This window comes from Geodermatophilus sp. SYSU D00700, from assembly GCF_054050255.1.
This window is the reverse complement of record NZ_JBJGZA010000009.1, coordinates 20,420-41,430: the sequence shown is the minus strand read 5'-3', so window position 1 is coordinate 41,430 and position 21,011 is coordinate 20,420. Positions and strand designations below refer to the sequence as shown.

Here is a 21,011-nt window from a genome sequence, read left to right as displayed (position 1 = left end):
CATGAGCGAAGCGAACGTCAACACGGGCCAGGCCGGCGACCCGACCGCGGAGAAGGACCCGTCGGACTGGGTGACCGGCGACGAGCCCGCCACCGGGGCCCAGAAGAGCTACCTGCACACGCTGGCCCGCCAGGCCGGCGAGGACGTGCCCGACGACATCACCAAGGCCGACGCGTCGCGCAAGATCGACGAGCTGCAGGAGGAGACCGGCCGGGGTCAGTGACCCCGGCCGGTCCCGCGGCCCGCTGACGTGCTGGAACGGCCCCTTCGCAGGGTCCCGCCGCGAGCGAGCGGTGGGGGGCGGAGGGGTCCTCTCACTGCTCGAACTTGTAGCCCAGGCCGCGCACCGTCACCAGGTGCTTGGGGTTGGCCGGGTCGGGCTCGATCTTGGCCCGCAGCCGCTTGACGTGGACGTCGAGGGTCTTGGTGTCCCCGACGTAGTCCGAGCCCCACACCCGGTCGATGAGCTGCCCGCGGGTCAGCACCCGCCCGGCGTTGCGCAACAGCAGCTCGAGCAGGTCGAACTCCTTGAGCGGCAGCGCCACCGGCTCGCCGTCGACGGCGACCACGTGCCGCTCGACGTCCATCCGCACCGGGCCGGCCTCGAGCGTGCCGTCGTCGGCGGGCTCGACGTCGCCGCGGCGGCGGAGCACCGCACGGATGCGGGCGACCAGCTCCCGGGCCGAGTAGGGCTTGGTCACGTAGTCGTCGGCGCCGAGTTCCAGGCCGACGACCTTGTCCACCTCGGAGTCCTTGGCCGTGAGCATGATGATGGGGACGTTGCTCCGGGAGCGCAGTGCCCGGCAGACCTCGGTGCCCGGCAGGCCGGGGAGCATGAGGTCGAGCAGGACGATGTCGGCCCCCGCGCGGTCGAACTCGGCGAGGGCGTCGGGCCCGGTGGCGGCGACGACCGCCTCGAACCCCTCCCGGCCGAGCATGTAGGACAGCGCGTCGGAGAAGGACTCCTCGTCCTCCACCACCAGCACTCGGGTCATGACCGTCCTTCCTGCAGGACCGCGGCCTCGGCGTCGCGCGCCGCGCCGGCGGGTTCGGGGCGGTCGGAGGGGTCCTCGACCGCCAGGGGGATGCGGAGGGTGAAGGTGGAGCCGAGGCCCTCCTCGCTCCACACGCTGACCGAGCCGCCGTGGTTGCTGGCGACGTGCTTGACGATCGCCAGCCCGAGCCCGGTGCCCCCGGTGCTGCTGGCCCGCGACTGGTCGACGCGGTAGAAGCGCTCGAAGACCCGCTCGCGGTCGGCCCGCGGGATGCCGATCCCGCTGTCGGTGACGGCGATCTCGGCCTGCCCGCTGCGCGCCCGCGCCCCGACGGCGATCCGCGTGTTCTCCGGGCTGTAGGCGACGGCGTTGGCCAGCAGGTTGGTGACCGCCGTCGTCAGCTGGGACTCGACGCCGCGGACCACCAGCCCGCGCCGGCCACCGACGGCGATGGTGATCCCCTTCGCGGCGGCGGCCAGCCCGGTGCGGTCCACGGCCTCGGCGAGCACCGTGTCGACGTCGACGGGCACCAGCTCCGGCAGCGGCTCGGCGCCCTGCAGTCGCGACAGGTCGATCAGCTCGCGCACCAGCTTGGCCAGCCGGTCGGCCTCGTGCGCCATGCGGGCGGCGAAGCGCTGCACCGTCTCGGGGTCGTCGGCGGCGCCGAGCATGGCCTCGGCCAGCAGCCCCAGGGCGCCCACCGGCGTCTTCAGCTCGTGGCCGACGTTGGCGACGAAGTCGCGCCGGACGGCCTCGACCCGGCGGGCCTCGGTGACGTCCTGGAGCACGAGGGCGACCGGGCCGGGGACGACGGTGGGGACGGCGTCCAGCGGGATGCCGTGGACGCCGACCAGCCGGGAGCCGCCACCGACGAGCTCGCCGGGCAGCGACACGTCGGCGCGCCGGCTCCCCGAGGAGTGCACCTCGCGCACCACCTGCTGCAGGGCGGGGACCAGCAGCCGCCGGTCGCGGACGATGCCGAGGGCCCGCGCCGCGGGGTTGGCCACCACGACGGCGTCGTCCTTGTCGAGGACGACGACGGCGGGGTCCATGAGGTCGAGCAGTCTCCTGGCCAGCGCGGCCTCCCGCGCGGCGTCCCCGGGGTCGGCCCCGGCCTGCTCGGCCGCGGCGGACGACCGCCGGGCCAGCAGGACGACGACGGCCCCCAGGACCGCGCCGACGACGAGGCCGCCGAGGACGGCCAACAGGATCACGGAACCGATGCTAGGCCGCACCCCACCGGGGACATCCCCCGTGTGAGTGGCCGCAGAACCGGTCCGGGCGATTGTTCACACCCGGGTGCCCCGGCGTTCACCCGGCCCGGACCTGCAGGCCGCGGAACAGCACCTACCCTCGGGGGGACAGCTGGCGGCGCATCGAGCAGACGGTGTCCGGACGGCGGGGGCCGGCGTCCGACCGGTCGGGAGGAGGACCCGTGCGCGAGCACTACCGCGAAGAGCTCGAGGACATCAACACCTGCCTGGTGGAGATGGCGAACTCGGTCGGCTCGGCCATGAGCAAGGCGACCACCGCCCTGCTCGACGCCGACGTCGCCCTCGCCGACCTCGTCATCGCCGGGGACGAGCACGTCGACGCGGTGCGCGAGAGCATCGAGGAGCGCTGCTTCACCCTGCTGGCCCGGCAGCAGCCGGTTGCCACCGACCTGCGCACGATCACCACCGCCATGCGGATCGTCGCCGACCTCGAGCGCATGGGCGACCTCGCGGTGCACGTGGCGAAGCTGGCACGGATGCGGTTCCCCGAGTCGGCCGTCCCGGCCGAGGTGCGGCCGATCTTCTTCGAGGCCGGCCACGTGGCGCAGAGCCTGGTGACCAAGACCGGCGCGGTGATCGCCAAGCTCGACGTCCGCGCGGCCACCGAGCTCGAGAGCGACGACGACCTGATGGACGCGCTGCACCGGCAGCTGTTCACCGAGCTGCTCAGCCCGGGCTGGCCGCACGGCATGGAGTCGGCCATCGACATCACGCTGCTCGGCCGCTACTACGAGCGCTTCGCCGACCACGCCGTCAGCGTCGCCCGCCGGGTGGTCTACCTGGTCACCGGCGAGCGGGAGATGACCTCCATCCCCACGTGATCCCGGAGACGCCGAGGGCCTCCCCACCGTGCGGTGGGGAGGCCCTCGGCGTCTCCGCTACTTCTGCTTGCCCTGGTTCTTGACCGCCTCGATCGCGGCCGCGGCGGCCTCGGGGTCGAGGTACTCGCCGCCGGGCTTGACCGGCCGCAGGTCGTCGTCGAGGTCGTAGCGCAGCGGGACGCCGGTGGGGATGTTGAGGCCCACGACTTCCTCCTCGCCCATGCCGTCGAGGTGCTTGACCAGCGCGCGCAGGCTGTTGCCGTGCGCGGCCACCAGCACCGTGGCGCCGGTGCGCAGGTCGGGGACGATCGCGTCGTACCAGTACGGCAGCATCCGCACGACGACGTCGGCCAGGCACTCGGTGGCCGGGCGGACCTCCGGCGGCAGGAAGGCGTAGCGCGGGTCGGCGTCCTGGGAGTACTCGCTGCCGGGCTCGATCGGCGGCGGCGGGGTGCTGTAGGAGCGCCGCCACACCATGAACTGCTCCTCGCCGTACTCGGCGAGGGTGGCGGCCTTGTCCTTGCCCTGCAGCGCGCCGTAGTGCCGCTCGTTGAGCCGCCAGGAGCGGCGCACCGGGATCCACTGCCGGTCGGCGGCGGCCAGCGCCAGCTCGGCGGTGGTGATCGCGCGCTTGAGCAGCGAGGTGTGCAGCACGTCGGGCAGCAGGCCGTGCTCGGCCAGCAGCTCGCCGCCACGGGCGGCCTCGGCGCGGCCCTTCTCCGACAGCTCGACGTCGACCCAGCCGGTGAACAGGTTGGCCTTGTTCCACTCGCTCTCGCCGTGGCGGAGCAGGACCAGGGTGCCGGGTGCGGTCGCCGCAGACTGGGTCACGGAGTCCATCCTGCCCGACCCGCCCGGCCGGCGGCCCGCCGAGGCGGCCTAACGGGTCACCAGCGGCCAGAGCACCCAGGCCTCGTAGAGCACCGGCGGCGCCAGGCCCACCAGCAGCCAGGGGCTGCGCACCCGGCGGGCCGCGCCCCAGCGCACCGCGGCCACCAGCGCCACGCTGCAGGTCAGCGCCACGCCCAGCCACAGCACGGTCGCGCCCACGTCGACCACGACCAGCTGGGCGAGCACGAGCTGCACCGCGCACAGCAGCAGCGGGTAGACCAGGCCGGAGGCGGCCACCACGCCGATCAGCGCCCGGCCGAGCCGTTCCTGCTGCGCGGGTGGCTCCTGCACGCCGCCCACGCTAGGCCGCGGACGGCGCCCCTGTCCCCGGCCGGCGGCGGCCGGGGAGCCAGACGAGCACCACGACGGCGGCGACGGCCGAGGCGGTGGCGGTGCCGACGGCGGTCAGGTGCATCGCCGAGACGAACGCGTCGCGGGCGGTGTCCTCCAGCCGTACCGCCGCGGCCACGGTGGCCTCGTCGCCGGCCGCGCGGGCCTGCACCGCCGTCGTCCGGGCGGCCTCCAGCGTGGCCGCGATCGAGGTGCTGGCCTCGTCGCGGACCGGCGCGGGCAGCACGTCGACGGCCCGGCCGACGTTCGCGGCGTAGGCGGTGGCCAGCAGCGAGCCGAGGATGGCCACGCCCAGCGCGCCGCCGACCTGCCGGACGGTGTTGTTGACCGCGGCACCGGCGCCGGCCTTCTCCCGCGGCACCACCGACATGATCGACTCGGTGGCCGGCGCCATGACCGCGCCCATGCCGAGCCCCTGCACGCTCAGCACGGTGACCAGCAACCACAGCGGCGCCGCCTCGTCGAGCAGCTGGAAACCCAGGAACGACAGGGTGATGAGGGCGAACCCGCCGGCGCAGACGGCCTTGGCGCCGAACCGCTCGGCCAGCCGGGAACTGCGCGTCGCCATGAGCGCCATCCCGAGCGCGACCGGGATGAGCGCGGCACCCGACTGCAGCGGGTCGTAGCCGCGGGCGCCCTGCAGGTAGTAGACGAGGTAGAAGGTGGCGCCCATCAGCGCGAAGAAGTTCAGGCCGAGGGCGGCGGCCGCGGCGGAGAAGGCCGGGACGCGGAACAGCGAGACGTCCAGCGCCGGGTGCGAGGAGCGCCGCTGCAGCCAGACGAACAGGGCCATGAGCAGTGCGCCGCCGACCAGCGGCACCAGCACCCCGGGCGTCGCCCAGCCCACCCCGGAGCCGGCGTGGATGATCCCGTAGACCAGGCCGGCCAGGGCCACGATCGACAGCAGCACCCCGGGGACGTCGAGCCGGCCCGGCGACGGGTCGCGGGACTCGGGGACGACCGCCAACGTGCCGACGACGCCGAGCACGGCCACCGGGACGCCGACGAGGAAGACCGCGCCCCACCAGAAGTGGGTGAGCACCGCGCCGCTGGCCAGCGGGCCGCCCGCGACGGCGAGCCCCGCGGTCGCCGCCCAGATGCCGATCGCGCGGCCGCGCTCACCGGCCGGGAAGACGTTGGTGATGACGGCGAGGGTGGTCGGCTGCACGGCGGCGCCGCCGACCCCCATCACCGCGCGCCAGAGGATGAGCTCGAGCGGGCTGCCGGAGAACGCGGCGAACACCGACCCGACGGCGAACACGGTGAGGCCGACCAGCAGCACCCGGCGCCGGCCGATCCGGTCACCGATCACGCCCCAGGAGAACAAGAGCCCGGCGAAGACGACGATGTAGGCGTCCACGGCCCACTGCAGCTCGCCCTGCGTGGCGCCCAGCTCGCGCTGCAGCGTGGGGATGGCGACGTTGAGCGTGGTGTTGCCGGTGATCACCACGAGCAGGCACACGGTCATGGTCGCCAGCACCCACCACCGCCGGGCGTAGCCGGGGCGCTCCTCGGCCTCGGTGAGCGCCCCGTCCCGCTCGGTGGCGGTCATCCCCCGCCGTCCGGGGGATCCCCTCCCCCGTCACCCTGCCGGTCGGTGCGGCCGGCCCGGGCGAAGGCGGCGAACGCCTCGAGGTTGCGCAGGGACTCCCCGCGCCGGACCCGCCACTCCCACTCGCGGCGGATCGACGTGCCGAACCCGATCTCCAGCAGGGTGTTGAAGGAGTCGTCGGCGTAGCTGAGCACCGCGCCGAGCACCCGGTCGAGCTCCTCGGGCGTCACCGCGGCGTGCGGCAGCCGCCCGGTCAGGTAGATGTCACCGACCCGGTCGATCGACCACGCGACGCCGTACATGCGGGCGTTGCGCTGCAGCAGGTGGGCCCACAGCTGCTCGCGGTTCTCGTCGGGCTGGCGGCAGACGAACGCCTCGACCCGCAGCGCGTGCTCGCCGACGACCAGCCCGCACACCGTCTTGAGCTTGTGCGTGCCGGGCAGGTCCACCAGCCACCGGCCCGGCGCCGGGTGCTCGTGCACCAGCTCGGCCTCGCGCAGCGTCCGGTCGACGACGGCGTCGAGCCGGGCCACGACGTCGGCCCGGGCCGGGCGCTCGGCGCCGTCCGTGCCGCCGGTCACCAGGCCACCTGCGTGCCCAGCGGGACCCCGACCACCGGCCGCAGCGCGCGGCGCGCGGCCGCGGCCATCTCGGCGGCGGCCGAGGCGTAGGCCGCGACGAGGGCGTCGGCGGTGCGGTCCCAGGAGAAGTCCGCGGCGTGCCGGCGGGCACCGGCGGCCAGCAGCGGCCGCCGGGCCAGCACCGAGCGGATGGCGGCGGCGTAGGCACCGGGGTCGCGGCCGGCGACGAGCACCCCCGAGACGCCGTCGCGCACCGCCGTGGGCAGGCCGCCGACCGCGGCGGCGACCACCGGCGTCCCGCAGGCCTGTGCCTCCAGCGCGACCAGGCCGAAGGACTCGTTGTGGCTGGGGACGACGGCGACGTCGGCGGCGCGGTAGTGCAGCGCCAGCCGCTCGGGCGGCTGCGGCGGCAGGAAGCGCACGAGGTCGGCGATGCCCAGGGACGCGGCCAGCTCCTCGAGCTGGCGCGGCGCCTCCAGACCCGAGCCGCTCGGCGCCCCCACCACGTGCACCTGCAGCCGGCCGCGGAGGGAAGGGTCGTCCTCCAGCATCCGGGCGGCCGCGGCCAGCAGCACGTCGGGCGCCTTGAGCGGCTGGATGCGACCGACGAAGGCCAGCACGACGGCGTCGGCGGGCACGCCCAGGACACGGCGGGCCACGGCGCGGTCGCCGGGCGCGAACCGGTCGAGGTCGACCCCCGGCGGGACGACGAGGGTGCGCCGCGGGTCGGCCCCGTAGTGCTCGACGAGCTGGCGCGCCTCCTCCTCGGTGTTGGCCACCAGCCGGTCGGCCTCGGCGACCACCTGCTCCTCGCCGATCACCCGCAGCCGCGGCTCGGGGCGGTCGCCGTCCGCCAGCGCGGCGTTCTTGACCTTGGCCAGCGTGTGCGCGGTGTGGATCAGCGGCACGCTCCACCGATCGCGCGCGAGCCAGCCGACCTGGCCGGAGAGCCAGTAGTGCGAGTGGACGACGTCGTAGTGCCCGGGCTCGTGCTGGGCCTCCTCGCGCAGCACGCCGGCGGTGAAGGCGCACAGCTGGGCGGGCAGCTCGTCCTTGCCCAGGCCCTCGAACGGCCCGGCGCTGACGTGCCGCACGCAGACGCCGGGGCTCATCTCGACCACCGGCGGCAGGTCGCTGGAGGTGGCGCGGGTGAAGACGTCGACGGCGATGCCGCGGGCGGCCAGCCGGCGGGAGACCTCGACGATGTAGACGTTCATGCCCCCGGCGTCGCCGGCGCCGGGCTGGTCGAGCGGGCTGGTGTGCACCGAGATGGTCGCCACCCGGCGCGGCGCACGGTGCGGCAGGAGACGGCGAGCAGGCACTCCGACCTCCCGCCTCGTCCCCGTCCGGAGCGCCGTCGCGGCACCCCTGTCGGCTCTCCATCCTGCAACAGCGACAGGATGGCCACATGCCCGGTGTCAGCGATCTCTCACCCTCCGGCCCCGCCCCGCTGCCCGGGGCCGGGCGCACCGCCGTCGTCACCGGCGCCTCCAGCGGCATCGGCGCCGCGACGGCGGAACGGCTGGTGGCCGAGGGGTTCGACGTCGTCCTGGGCGCCCGGCGGCTGGACCGGCTGACCGCGCTCGCCGACCGCATCGGTGGCCGCGCGCTGCCGCTCGACGTCACCGACGCCGCCTCGGTCGAGGCCTTCGCGGCCGCGCTGCCCCGGGTCGACGTCCTGGTCAACAACGCCGGTGGCGCCTTCGACGTCAACCCGGTGGCCGAGGCCGACCTCGACTCGTGGGCGCGCACCTACGACGTCAACGTGCTGGGCACGGTCCGGCTGACCAAGGCACTCCTGCCGGCGCTGCGCTCCTCGGGCGCCGGCGACGTGCTGTTCGTCGGCTCCACGGCGGGGATCGTCAGCTACGAGGGCGGCGCGTCGTACACGGCGGCCAAGCACGGCGTGCACACCCTGGCCGAGACCCTGCGGCTGGAGCTGGTCGGCGAGCCGGTGCGGGTCATCGTGATCGCGCCCGGGATGGTGCGGACGGAGGAGTTCTCGCTCGTCCGCACCGGCAGCCAGGAGGCCGCCGACGCCGTCTACCGCGGGGTGCGCGAGCCGCTGGTCGCCGAGGACGTCGCCGACTGCATCGCCTGGACGCTCACCCGGCCCCACCACGTCAACGTCGACCTGCTCGTCGTCCGGCCGCGTGCCCAGGCCGCCCAGCACAAGGTGCACCGCGAGTCCGAGTGACCCCGCGCAGCCGGCCACAACTGCGCGAACCGGGGTCCCCGGTGGTGTGACCGGCCACACCGCGCGGCGACCGCACCCCGCGGTGCCCGACCTCACCCTGCAGCGCGAGGTCGGGCACCGCGGGGCGACGCCGGACCGACGGCGTCAGAGCCGCTGCGGCTCGGGGACCAGCGTGACGCCGAAGCGGTCGTGGACGGCGGCGACGACGCGGTCGGCGAAGGCCATGAGCTCGGCCGCCGTCGCACCCGGCTCGGTGGTCAGCGCCAGGCTGTGCCGCGACGAGGTCCCGACCCGGCCCTCGCGGGTGCCGCGGCCGAAGCCCGCCGACTGCACCAGCCACGCGGCGCTGAGTTTGACCCGCCCGTCGCCGGCCGGCCAGCTCGGGCACCCCGGCACCGCCTGCTCGGCCGGGACGACCGGGTTGGTGAAGAACGACCCGGCGCTGCGGGTGTCGGGGTCGGCCGGGTCGACGACCATCCCCTTGCCCCGGCGCAGGTCGAGCACCGCGGCGCGGACGTCGGCCAGCGGCGCCCGGCCGCCCAGGTCGACGCCCAGCCGCTTGGCGAGCTCGGCGTAGCCGACCGGCCGCGACAGCGGTCCCGGCTCGAGCGCGAAGGTCACGGTCAGGACGACGAAGCGGCCGGGCTCCCGCTTGAACCGGCTGTCGCGGTAGCCGAAGTCGCACTCGGCGTTGGGCAGCGTCCGCTCGGTCTTCTCGGCGCGGTCCCACACCCGCACCCCGGTGATCGTCTGGGCGACCTCCTGGCCGTAGGCGCCCACGTTCTGCACCGGGGTGGCGCCGGTCGAGCCGGGGATGCCGGAGAGCGCCTCCATCCCGGCCAGCTGCTGCTCGACGGTGTACGCGACGAGGTCGTCCCAGTCCTCGCCGGCCTGCACCTCGAGGACGTCGCCGCGCCGCTCGACGCCGCGGCTGCGCACGGCCACGACGTCGCCGTCCCACCCCGTGTCGGGGGCGACGACGTTGGAGCCCCCGCCGAGCACCAGCAGCGGCCGGCCGGCCTCGTCGGCCTCGCGGACGGCGGCGACCAGGTCGGCGGCGTCGGTGACCTCGACCAGCCGCTGCACGGGCCCACCCACCCCGAGGGTGGTGAGGTCGGCGAGACGGGCGTCGGATCGGACGAGCACCGCCCCACGGTAATCGGGTCACGCCGATCGGTGGCCGGGCCGCACGGGGTGGACGCGGGCGGCGAGGCGACTCGGGAGGCCGACTACCCTCGGGTCCGGTGAGTGAGGGCGGCAGCGAGCACAAGCGCCGGGCGAACCTGGCACCGCGCAGGGCCCACCCCCGGCTGGCCGCGGGCCGCGCCCGGGCCCTGGGCCTGCCGACGCGCGGCACCACCAACGCCAACCGCCTGCGCCGGGTCGACCGCTGGATCCTCGCCACGCAGGTCCCGCGGCTGCGTGACGCCGCCCGCCCGCTGGTGGTCGACCTGGGCTACGGCTCGTCGGCGGTGACCACCCTCGAGCTCGCCGACCGGCTCGGCCCCGAGGTGCCGGGGCTCGAGGTCGTGGGCCTGGAGATCGACCCCGCCCGCGTCGACGCCGTCGCCGAGGACCGCGACCCGCCGCGCGTCGACTTCCGCGTCGGCGGCTTCGAGCTCGCCGGGCTGCGGCCGGTGCTGGTGCGCGAGTTCAACGTGCTGCGCCAGTACGACGAGGCGTCCGCGGCCCGCGCCTGGGAGACCACGTGCGCCGCCCTGGGCCCGGGCGGGCTGCTGGTCGAGGGCACCTGCGACGAGTGGGGACGGCGGGCGAGCTGGGTGGCGCTGGACGCCGACGGGCCACTCACCCTCACCCTCGCCGCGCGGGTCGCCGACCTCGACCGGCCCTCCGACCTCGCCGAGCGACTGCCGAAGGCGCTGGTCCACCACAACGTGCCCGGGCAGCCGGTGCACGAGCTGCTGCGCGCGTTCGACGCCGCGTGGGCGGCCGCGGCAGGGCTGTCGACCTTCGGGCCGCGGCAGCGCTGGGTCGCCGCGGTGCAGACGCTGGCCGACGACGGCTGGCCGCTGGTCGGCACCACCCGGCGCTGGCGGCACGGCGAGCTCAGCGTCCGCTGGTCCGCGGTCGCGCCGCGGTGAGGAGGGACCGGACGCCGGTGGTGCCACCGGGCCCCACCGAGGTCGACGGCGGCACCGCGGAGCTGCTCGGCGACGCCGACCGCGACGGCTCCTGGGTCCTCGTCGTGGCGGGGACGCCGCAGTCGCACGTGGACCTCGACGACCCCGCGCACCTGGAGTTCGAGTACGTCCGCCGGATGGGCCACGTCCTCGACCTGGTCGCTCCCGAGGGGGAGCCGGTCGACGCGGTGCACCTGGGCGGCGGTGCGCTGACGCTGGCCCGCTACGTCGCCGTCACCCGGCCGGGCTCGCGCCAGCGGGTGGTCGAGGCCGACCAGCGGCTCACCGACCTGGTCCGGGCCCACCTGCCGCTGCCGCGGGGAGCGCGGGTGCGGGTGCGCGCCGCCGACGCCCGCGCCGGGCTCGCGGCCCTGCCCGCCGGCAGCGCGGACGTCGTCGTCAGCGACGTCTTCGCCGGGGCCCGCACCCCGGCGCACCTGACCACCGTCGAGTACGCCGCCGAGGCCCGCCGCGTGCTGCGGCCGGGCGGCGTGCTGACCGCCAACGTCGCCGACGGGCCGCCGCTGCGCTTCGCCCGCGGCCAGGTGGCCACGCTGCAGGCGGTGTTCGCGCACGTCTGCGTGCTGGCCGAGCCCGGGACGCTGCGCGGCCGGCGCTTCGGCAACCTGGTGACGGTGGCCTCCGACGCACCGCTGCCGGTGGCCGCCCTGACCCGGCGTTGCGCGGGCGACCCGATGCCGGCGCGGGTGGTGGCCGGCGACGACCTGGCGCGCTTCGCGGGCGACGCGGCGCCGGTCCGGGACGCGCAGGCGGTGGCCTCCCCGGAACCGCCTCCGGGTGTGTTCAGCCGCTGACCAGGGTCTTCCCCGATACCCGGCGGCCCGTGGCGCGCCTAGGGTCGGGACATGACCTATCCCGCACCGGCTCCGCGCCGGCTGGCCCGCGACACCCGCAACAAGATGATCGCCGGCGTCTGCGCCGGCATCGCCCGCCGCTACGGCATCTCCACCGGGGCCCTGCGGCTGGCCTTCGTGGTCTCGTGCATCCTGCCGGGGCCGCAGTTCATCGCCTACCTGGTGCTGTGGGCGTTCATGCCGCGCGACGACCGGTACTGAGCCGGCCGCTGCGTCACCAGCTGCTGTTGCCCCGCTGCACGCCGCGGACGGCCGGGCGCACGTCGACGAGGTAGACGACGGCCGCGATGACCGCGGGCAGGCCGAGGAAGGTCATCGGGCCCTGCAGGTAGATGACCACCGCGGCCAGCGCGGTGATGGCCGCCCAGGCCGGCTTGCTGAGCTTGCCGGCCGCGACGTACCCGGCGGCCGGGCGGATCACGGCGTCGACGAGGGCCCAGACGGTCAGCGCCTGCGTGGCGTAGTAGAGCGCCAACAGCACGATCCCGTCGAAGGACATGCCCGGAGGGTACCCGCCGGAGCGGTGCTCGGGCTGCCCCCGACGGGTGGACACCGTCCCGGGACGCGACAGGGCCCCGGAGCGCGACGTGCAGCTCCGGGGCCCTGGATCGTCACCCTGGGTCGCGGCCCTCCTGCAGGAGCAGGAGGGTCCTTCGTCAGTCGGTGGTCTTCTTGGTGGTGCGGGTGCGGGTGACGCGGGCCGAGGTGCCCTTGGCGGCCGACGAGCGCGCGGCGGTGGTGCGCTTGGCGGGCTTGCGGGCGGCCTTGGCGGTCGCCTGGTCGGCGGCCTCGACGGTCTCCTCGAGGGTGGCCTTGGCCTGCTCGGCGGTCTCCTCGACGGCGGCCTCGGCCTTGGCGGCGGCCTTGGTCGTCCGGGAGGCGGCCTTCTGGACCCGCGAGGTGATCTCGTCGGAGGCCTCGGTCACGGCCTCGGCGGCCTCCTCGATGACCTCCTCGACGGCGTCCTCGACGGTGTCGACGGCCTGCTCGGCGCGCACCACGAAGCGGCGGAGGCCGGGCTGACGGCGCAGCTCCTGCAGGACGTCCGCGCCGCGCTCGGCCAGCGCCTCGACGGTGCCGACGGCCTGGGTGCGGGCCTGCTCGACCAGCCCGTTGACGGTGGACACGACCGCGTCGGGGCGGACGACGGGGGCCAGCTGGCGGGCGCGGTCGGCAGCCTGCTCGGCGCGGGTGCGGGCCTCGCGGGTGGCCAGGTCGACCTGGACCTGGGCCTCGCCGGGGAGGGCCACGGCGCGCGAGCGCAGCGAGGCGAGGACGGTGCGGGCCTGCTCGACGGCGAGGTCACCGGCGCCGACGGCGACCAGCAGCGGGGTGCGGCCGCGCTCGGCGACCTGCTCGAGGAGGGAGGTGGCGGTGGTCATGCGGTCTCCTTGGAGGGGTTCGGGTCGTCCCCGGGCGTGCGGTCCCGGGCGGTGCTCACGGATCCGCGGGGAGCGGTGGCGTGCTCACGGACGTAGGTCTCGTACAGCTCGAGCAGCACGGCCTTGTGCCGCTCGGAGAGCTGGTCGTCGGACCGGATGGCCGCGACCGTGTCGGGGTTGCCGGCGCGCCGGTCGAGGATGCCCGCCTGCTCGTAGAGCGTCTCGGCGGAGATCTCCAGCCCCTTGGCGATGGCGGCGAGGATCTCCGCCGACGGCTTGCGCAGCCCCCGCTCCACCTGCGAGAGGTAGGGGTTGCTCACTCCCGCGGCGCGGGCGAGCTCGCGCAGGGACACCCGGGCGGCGCTGCGCTGCTCCCGGATGAACTCCCCCACCTGCGAGCGCACGGTCGAGACCTGCTGGGCCTCGGCCGCGACCGTCTCCGCGACGCTGCCGGCGAGCTGGTCCACCTTCTCGCGGACCGACCTCACCTGACCGCTCACGAACTCGCCGGGGGTCTGCACGTACTCGACGGTAGGCAAGGGTGCTAGCAACTGCAAGCGCAGCTGCTAGCACTCCTCCGTGAGTCGCCTCACACCCGGCGTGTCGCTCCCTCCCCGCAGGTCAGGCGGCGAGCACGGCCGACGGCCGGACCTCGCCCACGACGCCGTCGCCGCCGGTCACGGGCGGAGCCGACCACGGCGTCAGCACGCCGGCGTCGACCCCGAGCCGGCGGAGGGCGGCGGCGAGCACCGGGGCCCGGCCGCGGTCGCCGCCGTCGTCGAGCTTGAAGGCCACCGCGCCGCGGCCGGGCAGCGCGGCGACGTGCACGCCGTCGGCGCCGCCCTTCACGAGCAGGCCCGGGACGGCGGTCATGAGGTCGGTGTCCTCCCGGCCGGTGCCGGCGACGTACCAGGAGTGCGCCCGCATCGCGTCGGCCACCGCCCGCTCCGGGCTCTCCGCCGGGGCCTCCACCAGTGAGCCGACGCCGCGGGCCAGCCCGGTCAGCGACAGCCCGTGCTGCGGCGCGCCGCACCCGTCGACGACCACGGCCGCCACCGGCTCACCCGCCGCCGCGCCCAGGCGGGCCTCGATCGCCTGCTGCAGCGGGTGCTCCCGCTGCAGGTAGCCCTCGGTCGGCCAGCCGGCGGCGGCGCAGGCCGCGAGCATCGCCGCGTGCTTGCCCGAGCAGTTCATCGCCAGCCGCTCGGGCGCGCGGCCGGCGACCAGCCAGGCGGCGCGGGTCGGCTCGTGCCCGGGCAGGGCCGGCGGGCAGCCGAGGGCCGACGGGTCCAGGCCCGCGGCGGCGAGGATGCCCTCGGCGAGGTCGCGGTGGCCGTCCTCGCCGAGGTGCGAGCCGGCCGCGATCGCCAGCTCCTCGCCGGAGCGGGGGACCCAGCCGGCGGCCAGGTAGGCGGTGGCCTGCACGGGCTTGTTGGCCGACCGCGGGAGGACCGGGCGGTCGACGTCGCCGGCCGACCAGCGCACCCCGCCGTCGGCGTCCACGACGACGACGGCGCCGCGGTGCACCGACTCCAGGAACCCCGAGCGCCACACCTCGACGAGGACCGGCGCGTCGGGCCAGCCCGTCATCGGCCCTCGGCGGCGAGCAGCGCGGCGACGTCGGCCTCGCCGTTGCGGTACCGGCGGGCGAGCTCCCCGGCGAGGGTGTCCATGACCTGCTGCACGCCGCGGCGGCGCTCGGACAGCGACCCCTCGGCGGCGGCGAGCGCGCGGGCGGCCCGCTCCAGGTCGGCGTCCGGGAGCGCGGCGACGTCGGACAGGTCGACGTCGGGCGTCAGGCCGTGCACCCACGACTCGTAGACACCGGGCGCGGCGGGCTGCAGCGTCTGGTGCCGGCCCAGGCCGTGCGCCGGGCCGCGGCCCTTCTCGGCGAGGATCTCCGGCAGCAGGTCGAGCAGCGAGCGGCCGTCCTGGTCGGCCCGGCGCTGCAGCTCGCGGCGCACGATGTCGAGCCGGCCCTGCAGCAGCCGCCGCGTGTAGGAGAGGTTGACCTCCTCCTGTTCGGCGCGGCGGCGCAGCTGCCGCACGTCGGACATGGACCGCTGCTCGACGTCGCGGAGGAACGCGGGGTCGAGCAGCTCGTCGACGGCCGCACCGCCGGCGGGCGTCGGGTCGGGGCTCAGCGAGGTCACCGCCCGATGGTGGCAGACCGGACGGCCCGGACCCGGTCGCGGGCGGCGGCCCGGGTGTCGTCGACCGCGGCCGGGACGTCGTCGGGGTCGACGACGGCGCGCGAGCCACCCACGGTGAGCTCGGCGGCTGCGCCCACCGACTGCTTGACCAGCGCCAGCGCGACGACGCCGAGCTCGTGGTGGCGCACCACCGTGCCGGCGCGGCCCACCTCGCGGGCCCCGGACAGGACCGGGGCGCCCGGGGCGGGCAGGTCCTCGCTGACGCCGTCGAGGTGGAGCAGGACCAGCCGCCGCGGCGGGCGGCCGAGGTTGTGCACCCGGGCGACGGTCTCCTGCCCGCGGTAGCAGCCCTTGTCCAGGTGAACGGCGCTGGTGAGCCACTCCAGCTCGTTGGGGATGGTGCGGTGGTCGGTGTCGGTGCCCAGCCGCGGGCGGCGCGCCTCGACCCGCAGGGCCTCGTAGGCGTCCAGCCCGGCGGCGCCCGCACCCGCGGCGGAGAGCGCGTCGGCGCGGGCGGCCAGGTCGGCGCGCGGGACGAGCAGGTCGAACGCGGTCGCGCCGCCGTCGCCGAGCGGCGGCATCCGGCGCACCCAGCCGCCGTCGGGCAGCGCGGCGACGGCGTACGGGGTCGCGGGCGCGGGCAGCCCGGCGGCGGCCAGCACCTCCGGCGCGCGCGGGCCGACCAGCGACAGCACCGCCCACTCGCCGGTGACCAGGGCCGGCTCGACGCGCAGCATGAAGACCATCCGCTGCAGGAAGGCCAGCAGGGCGGCCCCGGTGCCGGGCTCGACGTCGGCCCAGGTGGTGCCGGCGAGCTCGGCGAGGACCAGGTGGTGCTCCACGTGGCCGTGCGGCGAGAGCACCAGCGCCTCGGTGCCGGTGCCGTCGGCGAGCCGCTCGAGGTGCTGGCTGGTGAGGCTGTGCAGCCAGGTGAGCCGGTCGGCGCCGGGGACGGTGAGCACGTCCCGGTCGCTGCGGTCGACCCAGCCGGCGCCCTCGGCGAGCAGCCGCTGCTCGCGCAGCGGGTCGCCGAGGTGGGCGGCCACGGTCGCGCCCTCGGCGACGACGGCGCCCGCTCGCGCGGCCAGCGGTGAGGTGGTCATGGGTTCTCCGTCCCGGCTTCCCTGCATCGACGGCACGTCCCCGACAGCGCGACGTGCCCCACGTCCACGGTGAAACCCAGGTCGGCCGCCAGACGTTCCGCCGCGGCGTCGAGGAGACCCGGGTCGGCGGAGGAGATCTCGCCGCACGAGGCGCAGACCACGTGCAGGTGCGGGTGCTCGGAGGAGTGGTAGACCGGCGCTCCCTTGCCCAGGTGGGTGTGCCAGACCAGGCCGAGCCGCTCGAGCAGTTCCAGCGTGCGGTAGACCGTCGAGGTGTCGGGGGCCGCGCCGTCGGGTCCGGCCTGCTCGCGCAGCCGCGCGCCGATGGCCTCGGGGGTGGCGTGGTCGAGGGCGGCGACGGCGGCCAGCACCTGCTGGCGCTGGGGCGTCAGCCGCAGTCCCTGCGCTCGCAGCCGCTCGGCCAGCGGCGCCGTCCCGTGCTCCGGTCCCACGGCGACGAGCGTAGTTCCGGCCGGGCTAGGCGACGGCGGACCGGGCGTTCGCCAGCACCCGCTGCAACGCCTCGAGGTACCGCTGCGGGATGCCGTGCTCGCCGCGCGGCGGCAGGAACCGGGCGACGGTGGCCCCGGTGACCTCCGCGGCGTCGGCGGCCTCGGCGCCGAGCAGCCGCACCACCGGCGCGTCACCCCACGAGCGGCCGGCGGCCAGGTGCGCCATCGCCGCGGCGCTCTCGGCCCGCTCCCCCACGCAGTCGAAGGGCTTCTCGGTGGCCCACAGCCTGCGGAACCCGTCGGCGAGCGCGGGGTCGTCCAGCGGGTTGCCGCCGAACACCTCGCGCGCCTCGTCGGGGGTGAGGAAGACGGCGAAGCAGAGGAACGTGAACAGGCACTTGTCGCAGTGCAGGCACCAGCGCTGCTCGGCCTGCCCGCCCAGGTGCCGCTGGGTGTAGGAGCGGTTGCAGCTGAGGATGTCGGAGCGCAGCGGCAGCGCGGCGACGGCGGCGACCGTGGCCAGCTCCGACAGCTGCCGGGTCAGGCTGAAGTAGCCGGTGCCGACCTCGGCGGCGGCCGCGGTGAACAGCCGCTCGAAGGCGAAGGACTTCGAGTACTGGTGGTTCACGCTCGCGCCGTCGACGGTGAGCGTCTCCTCGTCGGCGGAGCGCTCGTTGGCGAAGACCACGGGGTCGTGGCCACCGAGCACGGCCACCAGCGTGGCGATCGCGGAGTTGATCGCGGTCACCGGGACGTGCCCGTTGAGGCCGCCCTGCGCGGTGCGCTCGGCCAGCAGCGGGTCGAGCCGGCGGCGCACCTCGAGCAGCGGCACGCCGGCCGCGCGGGCGACGTCGCGCTGCGCGCCGGTGGGGTTGACCGCCAGGGCGGTGCCGTCGGGGATGACGACCAGGGCCAGCGCGGAGTCCTTCCCGCCGCCGACCGGCAGCAGCGCACCACGGGTGCCGGGGGACGGCGCCGGGCCGGCCGGGCGGACCTCGACGTCGAACTCGACCCGGTGCGGCACCGGCAGCCGGTTCACCGCGGCGAACTCGCCGAGCCCGTCGGTGTAGGCGGCCCGCGCGACGGCGAGCTGGGCGGCGGTGACCGGCCGCTCGACGACGACCCGGCCGGGCGCGGCCAGCTTGTAGTAGCTGGTGCCCATGACCAGGTGCACCAGGTCGAGGGCGGCGTCGAGCTGCGCGGGCGCCGGGCCGGTCAGCAGCGCGGGGTCGAGGGTCAGCCGCTCGGTGAACTCGTCGTCGCCGAGCCGGTAGGTGAAGGCGGCCTCGCCGGTGGCGGGGTCGAGGGACCGGCCGCCGACGACGAAGGCGCCGGTGCCGGGGCGGTCAGACACGCTCGGCGCCGGCATCGGCGAGGACGTGCTCATAGGTGGCTGCCAACTCCTCGAAGTCGCGGTAGCGGTTGTAGCTGGGGGCGCCGGGCGAAAGCAGCACGACCCCGCCCGGCGGCGTGCCGGCGATCGCCGCCGCCACCGCCTCGGCGAGGGACTGCGTCTCGGTGAGGCGCACCGCCGCCCCGGCGGCCTCCCGGCGGACGTCGTCGGCCAGCCGCCCCCCGGTGTCGGGGACGGTGACCAGCGCGACGGAGTCCCGCCGCTGCACCAACGCCGCGGCCAGGCCGGTGTAGTCCAGGCCCCGGTCCTGGCCGCCGGCGATCAGCGTCACGGGCCGGTCGGCCAGGGCGTCGAGCGCGGCGAGCACCGACACCGGCGTGGTGGAGAGCGTGTCGTCGACGAAGGTGACGCCGCCCAGCGTGGCCACGGGCGCCAGCCGGTGCGGCAGCGCGCGGAAACCCGCGACCGCCGCCGTGACCGCGTCGGCGGCCGCGGCGAGGTCGAGGCCGAGCAGCGCGCAGGCGGCCAGCGCGACGCCGACGTTGCTGCGGTTGTGCGCGCCGGGCAGGTGCACCGGGCGGGCCCGGTCGGCCAGGCCGGGCGGCAGCACCTCGGTGGGGTCGACCAGCTGGGCGGGGTCGAGGTGGCGCTCGGCCAGTGGCCGCGCCTGCGCGCTGACCACCACCGACCGCTCCGGGCAGGCGGTGAAGACCCGCAGCTTGTCGCGGAAGTAGGTCGCCTCCGAGCCGTGCCAGTCCAGGTGCTCGGGGGCCAGCGAGGTCAGCGCCCCACGGCCGGCGAAGTCCGGCACGGCGGCGGCCTGGTAGCTGGAGATCTCCACGACGAGCGTCCGGTCCCCCACGTCGGCCAGGACGTCGAGCAGCGGGGTGCCGATGTTGCCGGCGTGCACCGCCGGGCGCCCGGCCGCGGTGAGGACGGCGGCGGCCAGCGCGCTGGTCGTGCTCTTGCCCTTGGTGCCGGTGACGCACAGCACCGGGACGCCCCGCGCGGCGGCCTCGGCCAGCGCCATGCCGGTGCCGGTGGTCACCACGGTCCGGTCGGCCAGCCGCCGCGCGTCCTCGCGGTACGGGCTGATCCCCGGGGAGCGGACGACGACGTCACAGCCGGCGAGGTCGGCGGCGTCGGTGGTCGCGGTGACGCCCTCGGGCAGGGACGCGGGGTCGACCGGGCGGCTGTCGGCGACGAGCACCCCGGCGGCCCCGGCGGCCAGTGCGGCCCGGACGGCGGCGCGGCCCTCGCGGCCGTGACCCCACACCCCCACGCGGCGGCCGGCCAGCTCGGCCGGCCGGAGGGAACGCTCCCGCGGGGGCGGTGCCGGGCGGGGGTCCACGGCGCCCACTCTACGGACGGCCCCGGCTCCGGACGGCGACGACGGGACCCCGCCGCTAGGCTTCCCCCGGGTGTGCCGGGAAGTCTGGTCGGCGGTGTCCCACCCGACCCACCGCCCCGGAGCCGCCCCATGAACGCCCCTCACGGATCCACCCGCATGTTCGCCCGCGGCTCGTGGACCGAGACCAGCCGGATCGCGGACATCCTGCGCAAGGAGACCGTCGGCGGCGTCCTGCTGCTGATCGGCACCGTCATCGCCCTCGTGTGGGCGAACTCGCCGTGGTCCGCGGCCTACGAGGCGCTGCGTGACACCCGTGTCGGGCCGGCCTCCCTGCACCTGGACCTGACCCTGGGCACGTGGGCGGCCGACGGCCTGCTCGCGATCTTCTTCTTCGTCGCCGGGCTCGAGCTCAAGCGCGAGTTCGTGGCCGGTGACCTGCGCGACCCCCGTCGGGCGGCACTGCCGGTGGCCGCGGCCGTCGGCGGGATGGTCGTGCCGGCGGCGCTCTACACGGTCATCAACCTGGGGGGCGGTGACGCGCTGCGCGGCTGGGCGATCCCCGTGGCCACCGACATCGCCTTCGCCCTCGCCGTCCTGGCGGTGATCAGCACCCACCTGCCCAGCGCGCTGCGCACGTTCCTGCTGACCCTCGCCGTCGTCGACGACCTGCTGGCCATCACGATCATCGCGGTCTTCTACACGACGTCGCTGGCCGCGGGCTGGCTGGCACTGTCGCTGGTGCCGCTGGCGGTGTTCGGGTTCCTCGTGCAGAAGCGGATCCGCTCGTGGTGGCTGCTGATGCCGCTGGCCGTGCTCACCTGGGTGCTCGTCCACGAGTCCGGCGTGCACGCCACCGTGGCCGGCGTCCTGCTCGCCTTCACCGTGCCGGTGGTCCGCAGCGAGGCGGCCGGGGGGCCCGGCGCCGGACCGGGCCTGGCCGAGCACCTCGAGCACCGGTTCCGCCCGATCTCGGCCGGCTTCGCGGTGCCGGTCTTCGCCTTCTTCGCCGCCGGGGTCACCGTCGGCGGGCTGTCCGGGCTGGTCGAGTCGATCAACGACCGGGTGACCCTGGGGATCATCGTCGGCCTCGTCGTCGGCAAGGTGGCCGGCATCGTCGGGGCGAGCTGGCTGGTCACCCGGTTCACCCGGGCGGAGTTCGCCGACGACCTGGGCTGGCCCGACGTGGTGGGCCTGGCGCTGCTCGGCGGCATCGGTTTCACCGTGTCCCTGCTCATCGGCGAGCTGGCCTTCGGCGTCGGGAGCGAGCGCGACGAGCACGTCAAGGTCGGTGTGCTCCTCGGCACCCTGCTGTCGGCCCTGCTGGCCACGGTCGTGCTGCGGCTCCGCAACCGCCGGTACCGGCAGATCTGGGAGATGGAGCAGGTCGACGCCGACCACGACGACATCCCGGACGTCTTCCAGGGCGGCACGGTGCGGGACGAGGCCGACCACGATCCCGACTGGCGCGGCGCGCCGCCGCCCGGGCGCACCGCCGGCGGTTCCGCCGACGGCTGAAGAACGTCGTTGCCGACCCCGGA

24 protein-coding genes are annotated in these 21,011 nt (G+C 76.0%); 7 read left to right on the top strand and 17 right to left on the bottom strand.

Annotated elements, in window-relative coordinates; all coding sequences use genetic code 11:
• The first annotated feature begins 1 nt into the window (after position 1).
• Positions 2–223, top strand: coding sequence for a DUF3072 domain-containing protein (locus tag ACI79V_RS09500; protein WP_456888660.1), 222 nt, complete (start codon positions 2–4; stop codon positions 221–223).
• Between the two features lie 91 nt (positions 224–314).
• Here the strand turns inward: ACI79V_RS09500 and ACI79V_RS09495 are convergent, their stop codons facing one another.
• The gene (locus ACI79V_RS09495; RefSeq protein ID WP_456888659.1) at positions 315–995 is read right to left on the bottom strand and encodes a winged helix-turn-helix domain-containing protein; all 681 of its coding nucleotides are present in this window, start codon (positions 993–995) and stop codon (positions 315–317) included.
• Complete coding sequence (locus ACI79V_RS09490; RefSeq protein ID WP_456888657.1) at positions 992–2,209, bottom strand: sensor histidine kinase; 1,218 nt, start codon at positions 2,207–2,209, stop codon at positions 992–994. The genes ACI79V_RS09495 and ACI79V_RS09490 overlap by 4 nt, the downstream gene beginning before the upstream one ends.
• A gap of 221 nt (positions 2,210–2,430) precedes the next feature.
• Here ACI79V_RS09490 and phoU point away from each other — a divergent pair, with 221 nt between their 5' ends.
• On the top strand, positions 2,431–3,090 hold the full coding sequence (phoU, locus tag ACI79V_RS09485; RefSeq protein ID WP_456888655.1) for a phosphate signaling complex protein PhoU: 660 nt from the start codon (positions 2,431–2,433) through the stop codon (positions 3,088–3,090).
• A 57-nt stretch (positions 3,091–3,147) separates the two neighbouring features.
• On the opposite strand, the gene ACI79V_RS09480 is transcribed toward phoU, so the two are convergent.
• Genes ACI79V_RS09480 through mshA form a run of 5 tightly spaced genes read right to left on the bottom strand, consistent with a single transcriptional unit; the run spans position 3,148 to position 7,745 of the window.
• Entirely contained in the window at positions 3,148–3,921 is a 774-nt protein-coding gene (locus ACI79V_RS09480; RefSeq protein ID WP_456888654.1) for a phosphoglyceromutase, read from the bottom strand.
• 48 nt (positions 3,922–3,969) lie between these two features.
• On the bottom strand, positions 3,970–4,272 hold the full coding sequence (locus tag ACI79V_RS09475; protein ID WP_456876318.1) for a hypothetical protein: 303 nt from the start codon (positions 4,270–4,272) through the stop codon (positions 3,970–3,972).
• Positions 4,273–4,282: 10 nt separating this feature from the next.
• Complete coding sequence (locus ACI79V_RS09470; RefSeq protein WP_456888652.1) at positions 4,283–5,884, bottom strand: MFS transporter; 1,602 nt, start codon at positions 5,882–5,884, stop codon at positions 4,283–4,285.
• Positions 5,881–6,465 carry a YbjN domain-containing protein gene (locus ACI79V_RS09465; protein ID WP_456888650.1) on the bottom strand — a complete coding sequence of 195 codons (585 nt, stop codon included), beginning with the start codon at positions 6,463–6,465 and terminating at the stop codon, positions 5,881–5,883. Before ACI79V_RS09465 ends, ACI79V_RS09470 begins: the two co-directional genes overlap by 4 nt.
• The gene (gene mshA / locus ACI79V_RS09460) at positions 6,462–7,745 is read right to left on the bottom strand and encodes a D-inositol-3-phosphate glycosyltransferase (RefSeq protein ID WP_456888648.1); all 1,284 of its coding nucleotides are present in this window, start codon (positions 7,743–7,745) and stop codon (positions 6,462–6,464) included. The genes ACI79V_RS09465 and mshA overlap by 4 nt, the downstream gene beginning before the upstream one ends.
• Before the next feature lie 128 nt (positions 7,746–7,873).
• On the opposite strand from mshA, the gene ACI79V_RS09455 reads away from it, so the two are divergent.
• Positions 7,874–8,662 (top strand): SDR family oxidoreductase, encoded by a 789-nt coding sequence (locus ACI79V_RS09455; RefSeq protein WP_456888646.1) that lies wholly within the window; start codon positions 7,874–7,876, stop codon positions 8,660–8,662.
• 144 nt (positions 8,663–8,806) lie between these two features.
• Here the strand turns inward: ACI79V_RS09455 and ACI79V_RS09450 are convergent, their stop codons facing one another.
• Positions 8,807–9,808, bottom strand: a complete 1,002-nt coding sequence (locus ACI79V_RS09450; RefSeq protein WP_456888645.1) for a UDP-N-acetylmuramate dehydrogenase — start codon at positions 9,806–9,808, stop codon at positions 8,807–8,809.
• A gap of 98 nt (positions 9,809–9,906) precedes the next feature.
• Between ACI79V_RS09450 and ACI79V_RS09445 the strand changes: the two genes are divergently transcribed.
• Genes ACI79V_RS09445 through ACI79V_RS09435 form a run of 3 tightly spaced genes read left to right on the top strand, consistent with a single transcriptional unit; the run spans position 9,907 to position 11,879 of the window.
• Positions 9,907–10,764 carry a class I SAM-dependent methyltransferase gene (locus ACI79V_RS09445; RefSeq protein ID WP_456888644.1) on the top strand — a complete coding sequence of 286 codons (858 nt, stop codon included), beginning with the start codon at positions 9,907–9,909 and terminating at the stop codon, positions 10,762–10,764.
• A 17-nt stretch (positions 10,765–10,781) separates the two neighbouring features.
• Positions 10,782–11,618 carry a spermidine synthase gene (locus ACI79V_RS09440; RefSeq protein WP_456888642.1) on the top strand — a complete coding sequence of 279 codons (837 nt, stop codon included), beginning with the start codon at positions 10,782–10,784 and terminating at the stop codon, positions 11,616–11,618.
• Between the two features lie 51 nt (positions 11,619–11,669).
• Positions 11,670–11,879, top strand: a complete 210-nt coding sequence (locus ACI79V_RS09435) for a PspC domain-containing protein (protein ID WP_456876326.1) — start codon at positions 11,670–11,672, stop codon at positions 11,877–11,879.
• Positions 11,880–11,892: 13 nt separating this feature from the next.
• Here the strand turns inward: ACI79V_RS09435 and ACI79V_RS09430 are convergent, their stop codons facing one another.
• From ACI79V_RS09430 to murD, 9 genes are all read right to left on the bottom strand, one after another.
• Positions 11,893–12,177, bottom strand: a complete 285-nt coding sequence (locus ACI79V_RS09430) for a DUF2516 family protein (RefSeq protein WP_456888640.1) — start codon at positions 12,175–12,177, stop codon at positions 11,893–11,895.
• Positions 12,178–12,334: 157 nt separating this feature from the next.
• A complete protein-coding gene (locus ACI79V_RS09425; protein WP_456888638.1) occupies positions 12,335–13,060 on the bottom strand; it encodes a hypothetical protein in 726 nt (241 codons plus the stop codon).
• On the bottom strand, positions 13,057–13,581 hold the full coding sequence (locus ACI79V_RS09420) for a helix-turn-helix domain-containing protein (protein WP_456888637.1): 525 nt from the start codon (positions 13,579–13,581) through the stop codon (positions 13,057–13,059). The genes ACI79V_RS09425 and ACI79V_RS09420 overlap by 4 nt, the downstream gene beginning before the upstream one ends.
• Positions 13,582–13,681: 100 nt before the next feature.
• Positions 13,682–14,650 carry an asparaginase gene (locus ACI79V_RS09415; RefSeq protein WP_456888636.1) on the bottom strand — a complete coding sequence of 323 codons (969 nt, stop codon included), beginning with the start codon at positions 14,648–14,650 and terminating at the stop codon, positions 13,682–13,684.
• Positions 14,647–15,213: an RsiG family protein gene (locus ACI79V_RS09410; protein ID WP_456888634.1), complete on the bottom strand. Its 567-nt coding sequence runs from the start codon at positions 15,211–15,213 to the stop codon at positions 14,647–14,649. The genes ACI79V_RS09415 and ACI79V_RS09410 overlap by 4 nt, the downstream gene beginning before the upstream one ends.
• Positions 15,210–16,316, bottom strand: a complete 1,107-nt coding sequence (gene ygfZ, locus ACI79V_RS09405; RefSeq protein WP_456888632.1) for a CAF17-like 4Fe-4S cluster assembly/insertion protein YgfZ — start codon at positions 16,314–16,316, stop codon at positions 15,210–15,212. Before ygfZ ends, ACI79V_RS09410 begins: the two co-directional genes overlap by 4 nt.
• Positions 16,313–16,768, bottom strand: a complete 456-nt coding sequence (locus ACI79V_RS09400; RefSeq protein ID WP_456876333.1) for a Fur family transcriptional regulator — start codon at positions 16,766–16,768, stop codon at positions 16,313–16,315. Before ACI79V_RS09400 ends, ygfZ begins: the two co-directional genes overlap by 4 nt.
• Positions 16,769–16,793: 25 nt before the next feature.
• Positions 16,794–18,122, bottom strand: a complete 1,329-nt coding sequence (locus tag ACI79V_RS09395) for a hypothetical protein (protein ID WP_456888630.1) — start codon at positions 18,120–18,122, stop codon at positions 16,794–16,796.
• Positions 18,115–19,473, bottom strand: coding sequence for a UDP-N-acetylmuramoyl-L-alanine--D-glutamate ligase (gene murD / locus ACI79V_RS09390; protein ID WP_456888629.1), 1,359 nt, complete (start codon positions 19,471–19,473; stop codon positions 18,115–18,117). The genes ACI79V_RS09395 and murD overlap by 8 nt, the downstream gene beginning before the upstream one ends.
• 129 nt (positions 19,474–19,602) lie before the next feature.
• On the opposite strand from murD, the gene nhaA reads away from it, so the two are divergent.
• Complete coding sequence (gene nhaA, locus ACI79V_RS09385; protein ID WP_456888627.1) at positions 19,603–20,988, top strand: Na+/H+ antiporter NhaA; 1,386 nt, start codon at positions 19,603–19,605, stop codon at positions 20,986–20,988.
• Positions 20,989–21,011: the final 23 nt, after the last annotated feature.

Bases quoted from the DNA above. Each gene is read 5' to 3' on its own strand.
- ACI79V_RS09500 (WP_456888660.1), top strand. From the start codon at position 2: ATGAGCGAAGCGAACGTCAACACGGGCCAGGCCGGCGACCCGACCGCG.
- ACI79V_RS09495 (WP_456888659.1), bottom strand. From the start codon at position 995: ATGACCCGAGTGCTGGTGGTGGAGGACGAGGAGTCCTTCTCCGACGCG.
- ACI79V_RS09470 (WP_456888652.1), bottom strand. From the start codon at position 5,884: ATGACCGCCACCGAGCGGGACGGGGCGCTCACCGAGGCCGAGGAGCGC.
- ACI79V_RS09455 (WP_456888646.1), top strand. From the start codon at position 7,874: ATGCCCGGTGTCAGCGATCTCTCACCCTCCGGCCCCGCCCCGCTGCCC.
- ACI79V_RS09435 (WP_456876326.1), top strand. From the start codon at position 11,670: ATGACCTATCCCGCACCGGCTCCGCGCCGGCTGGCCCGCGACACCCGC.
- ACI79V_RS09430 (WP_456888640.1), bottom strand. From the start codon at position 12,177: ATGTCCTTCGACGGGATCGTGCTGTTGGCGCTCTACTACGCCACGCAG.
- ACI79V_RS09425 (WP_456888638.1), bottom strand. From the start codon at position 13,060: ATGACCACCGCCACCTCCCTCCTCGAGCAGGTCGCCGAGCGCGGCCGC.
- ACI79V_RS09415 (WP_456888636.1), bottom strand. From the start codon at position 14,650: ATGACGGGCTGGCCCGACGCGCCGGTCCTCGTCGAGGTGTGGCGCTCG.
- ygfZ (WP_456888632.1), bottom strand. From the start codon at position 16,316: ATGACCACCTCACCGCTGGCCGCGCGAGCGGGCGCCGTCGTCGCCGAG.
- nhaA (WP_456888627.1), top strand. From the start codon at position 19,603: ATGAACGCCCCTCACGGATCCACCCGCATGTTCGCCCGCGGCTCGTGG.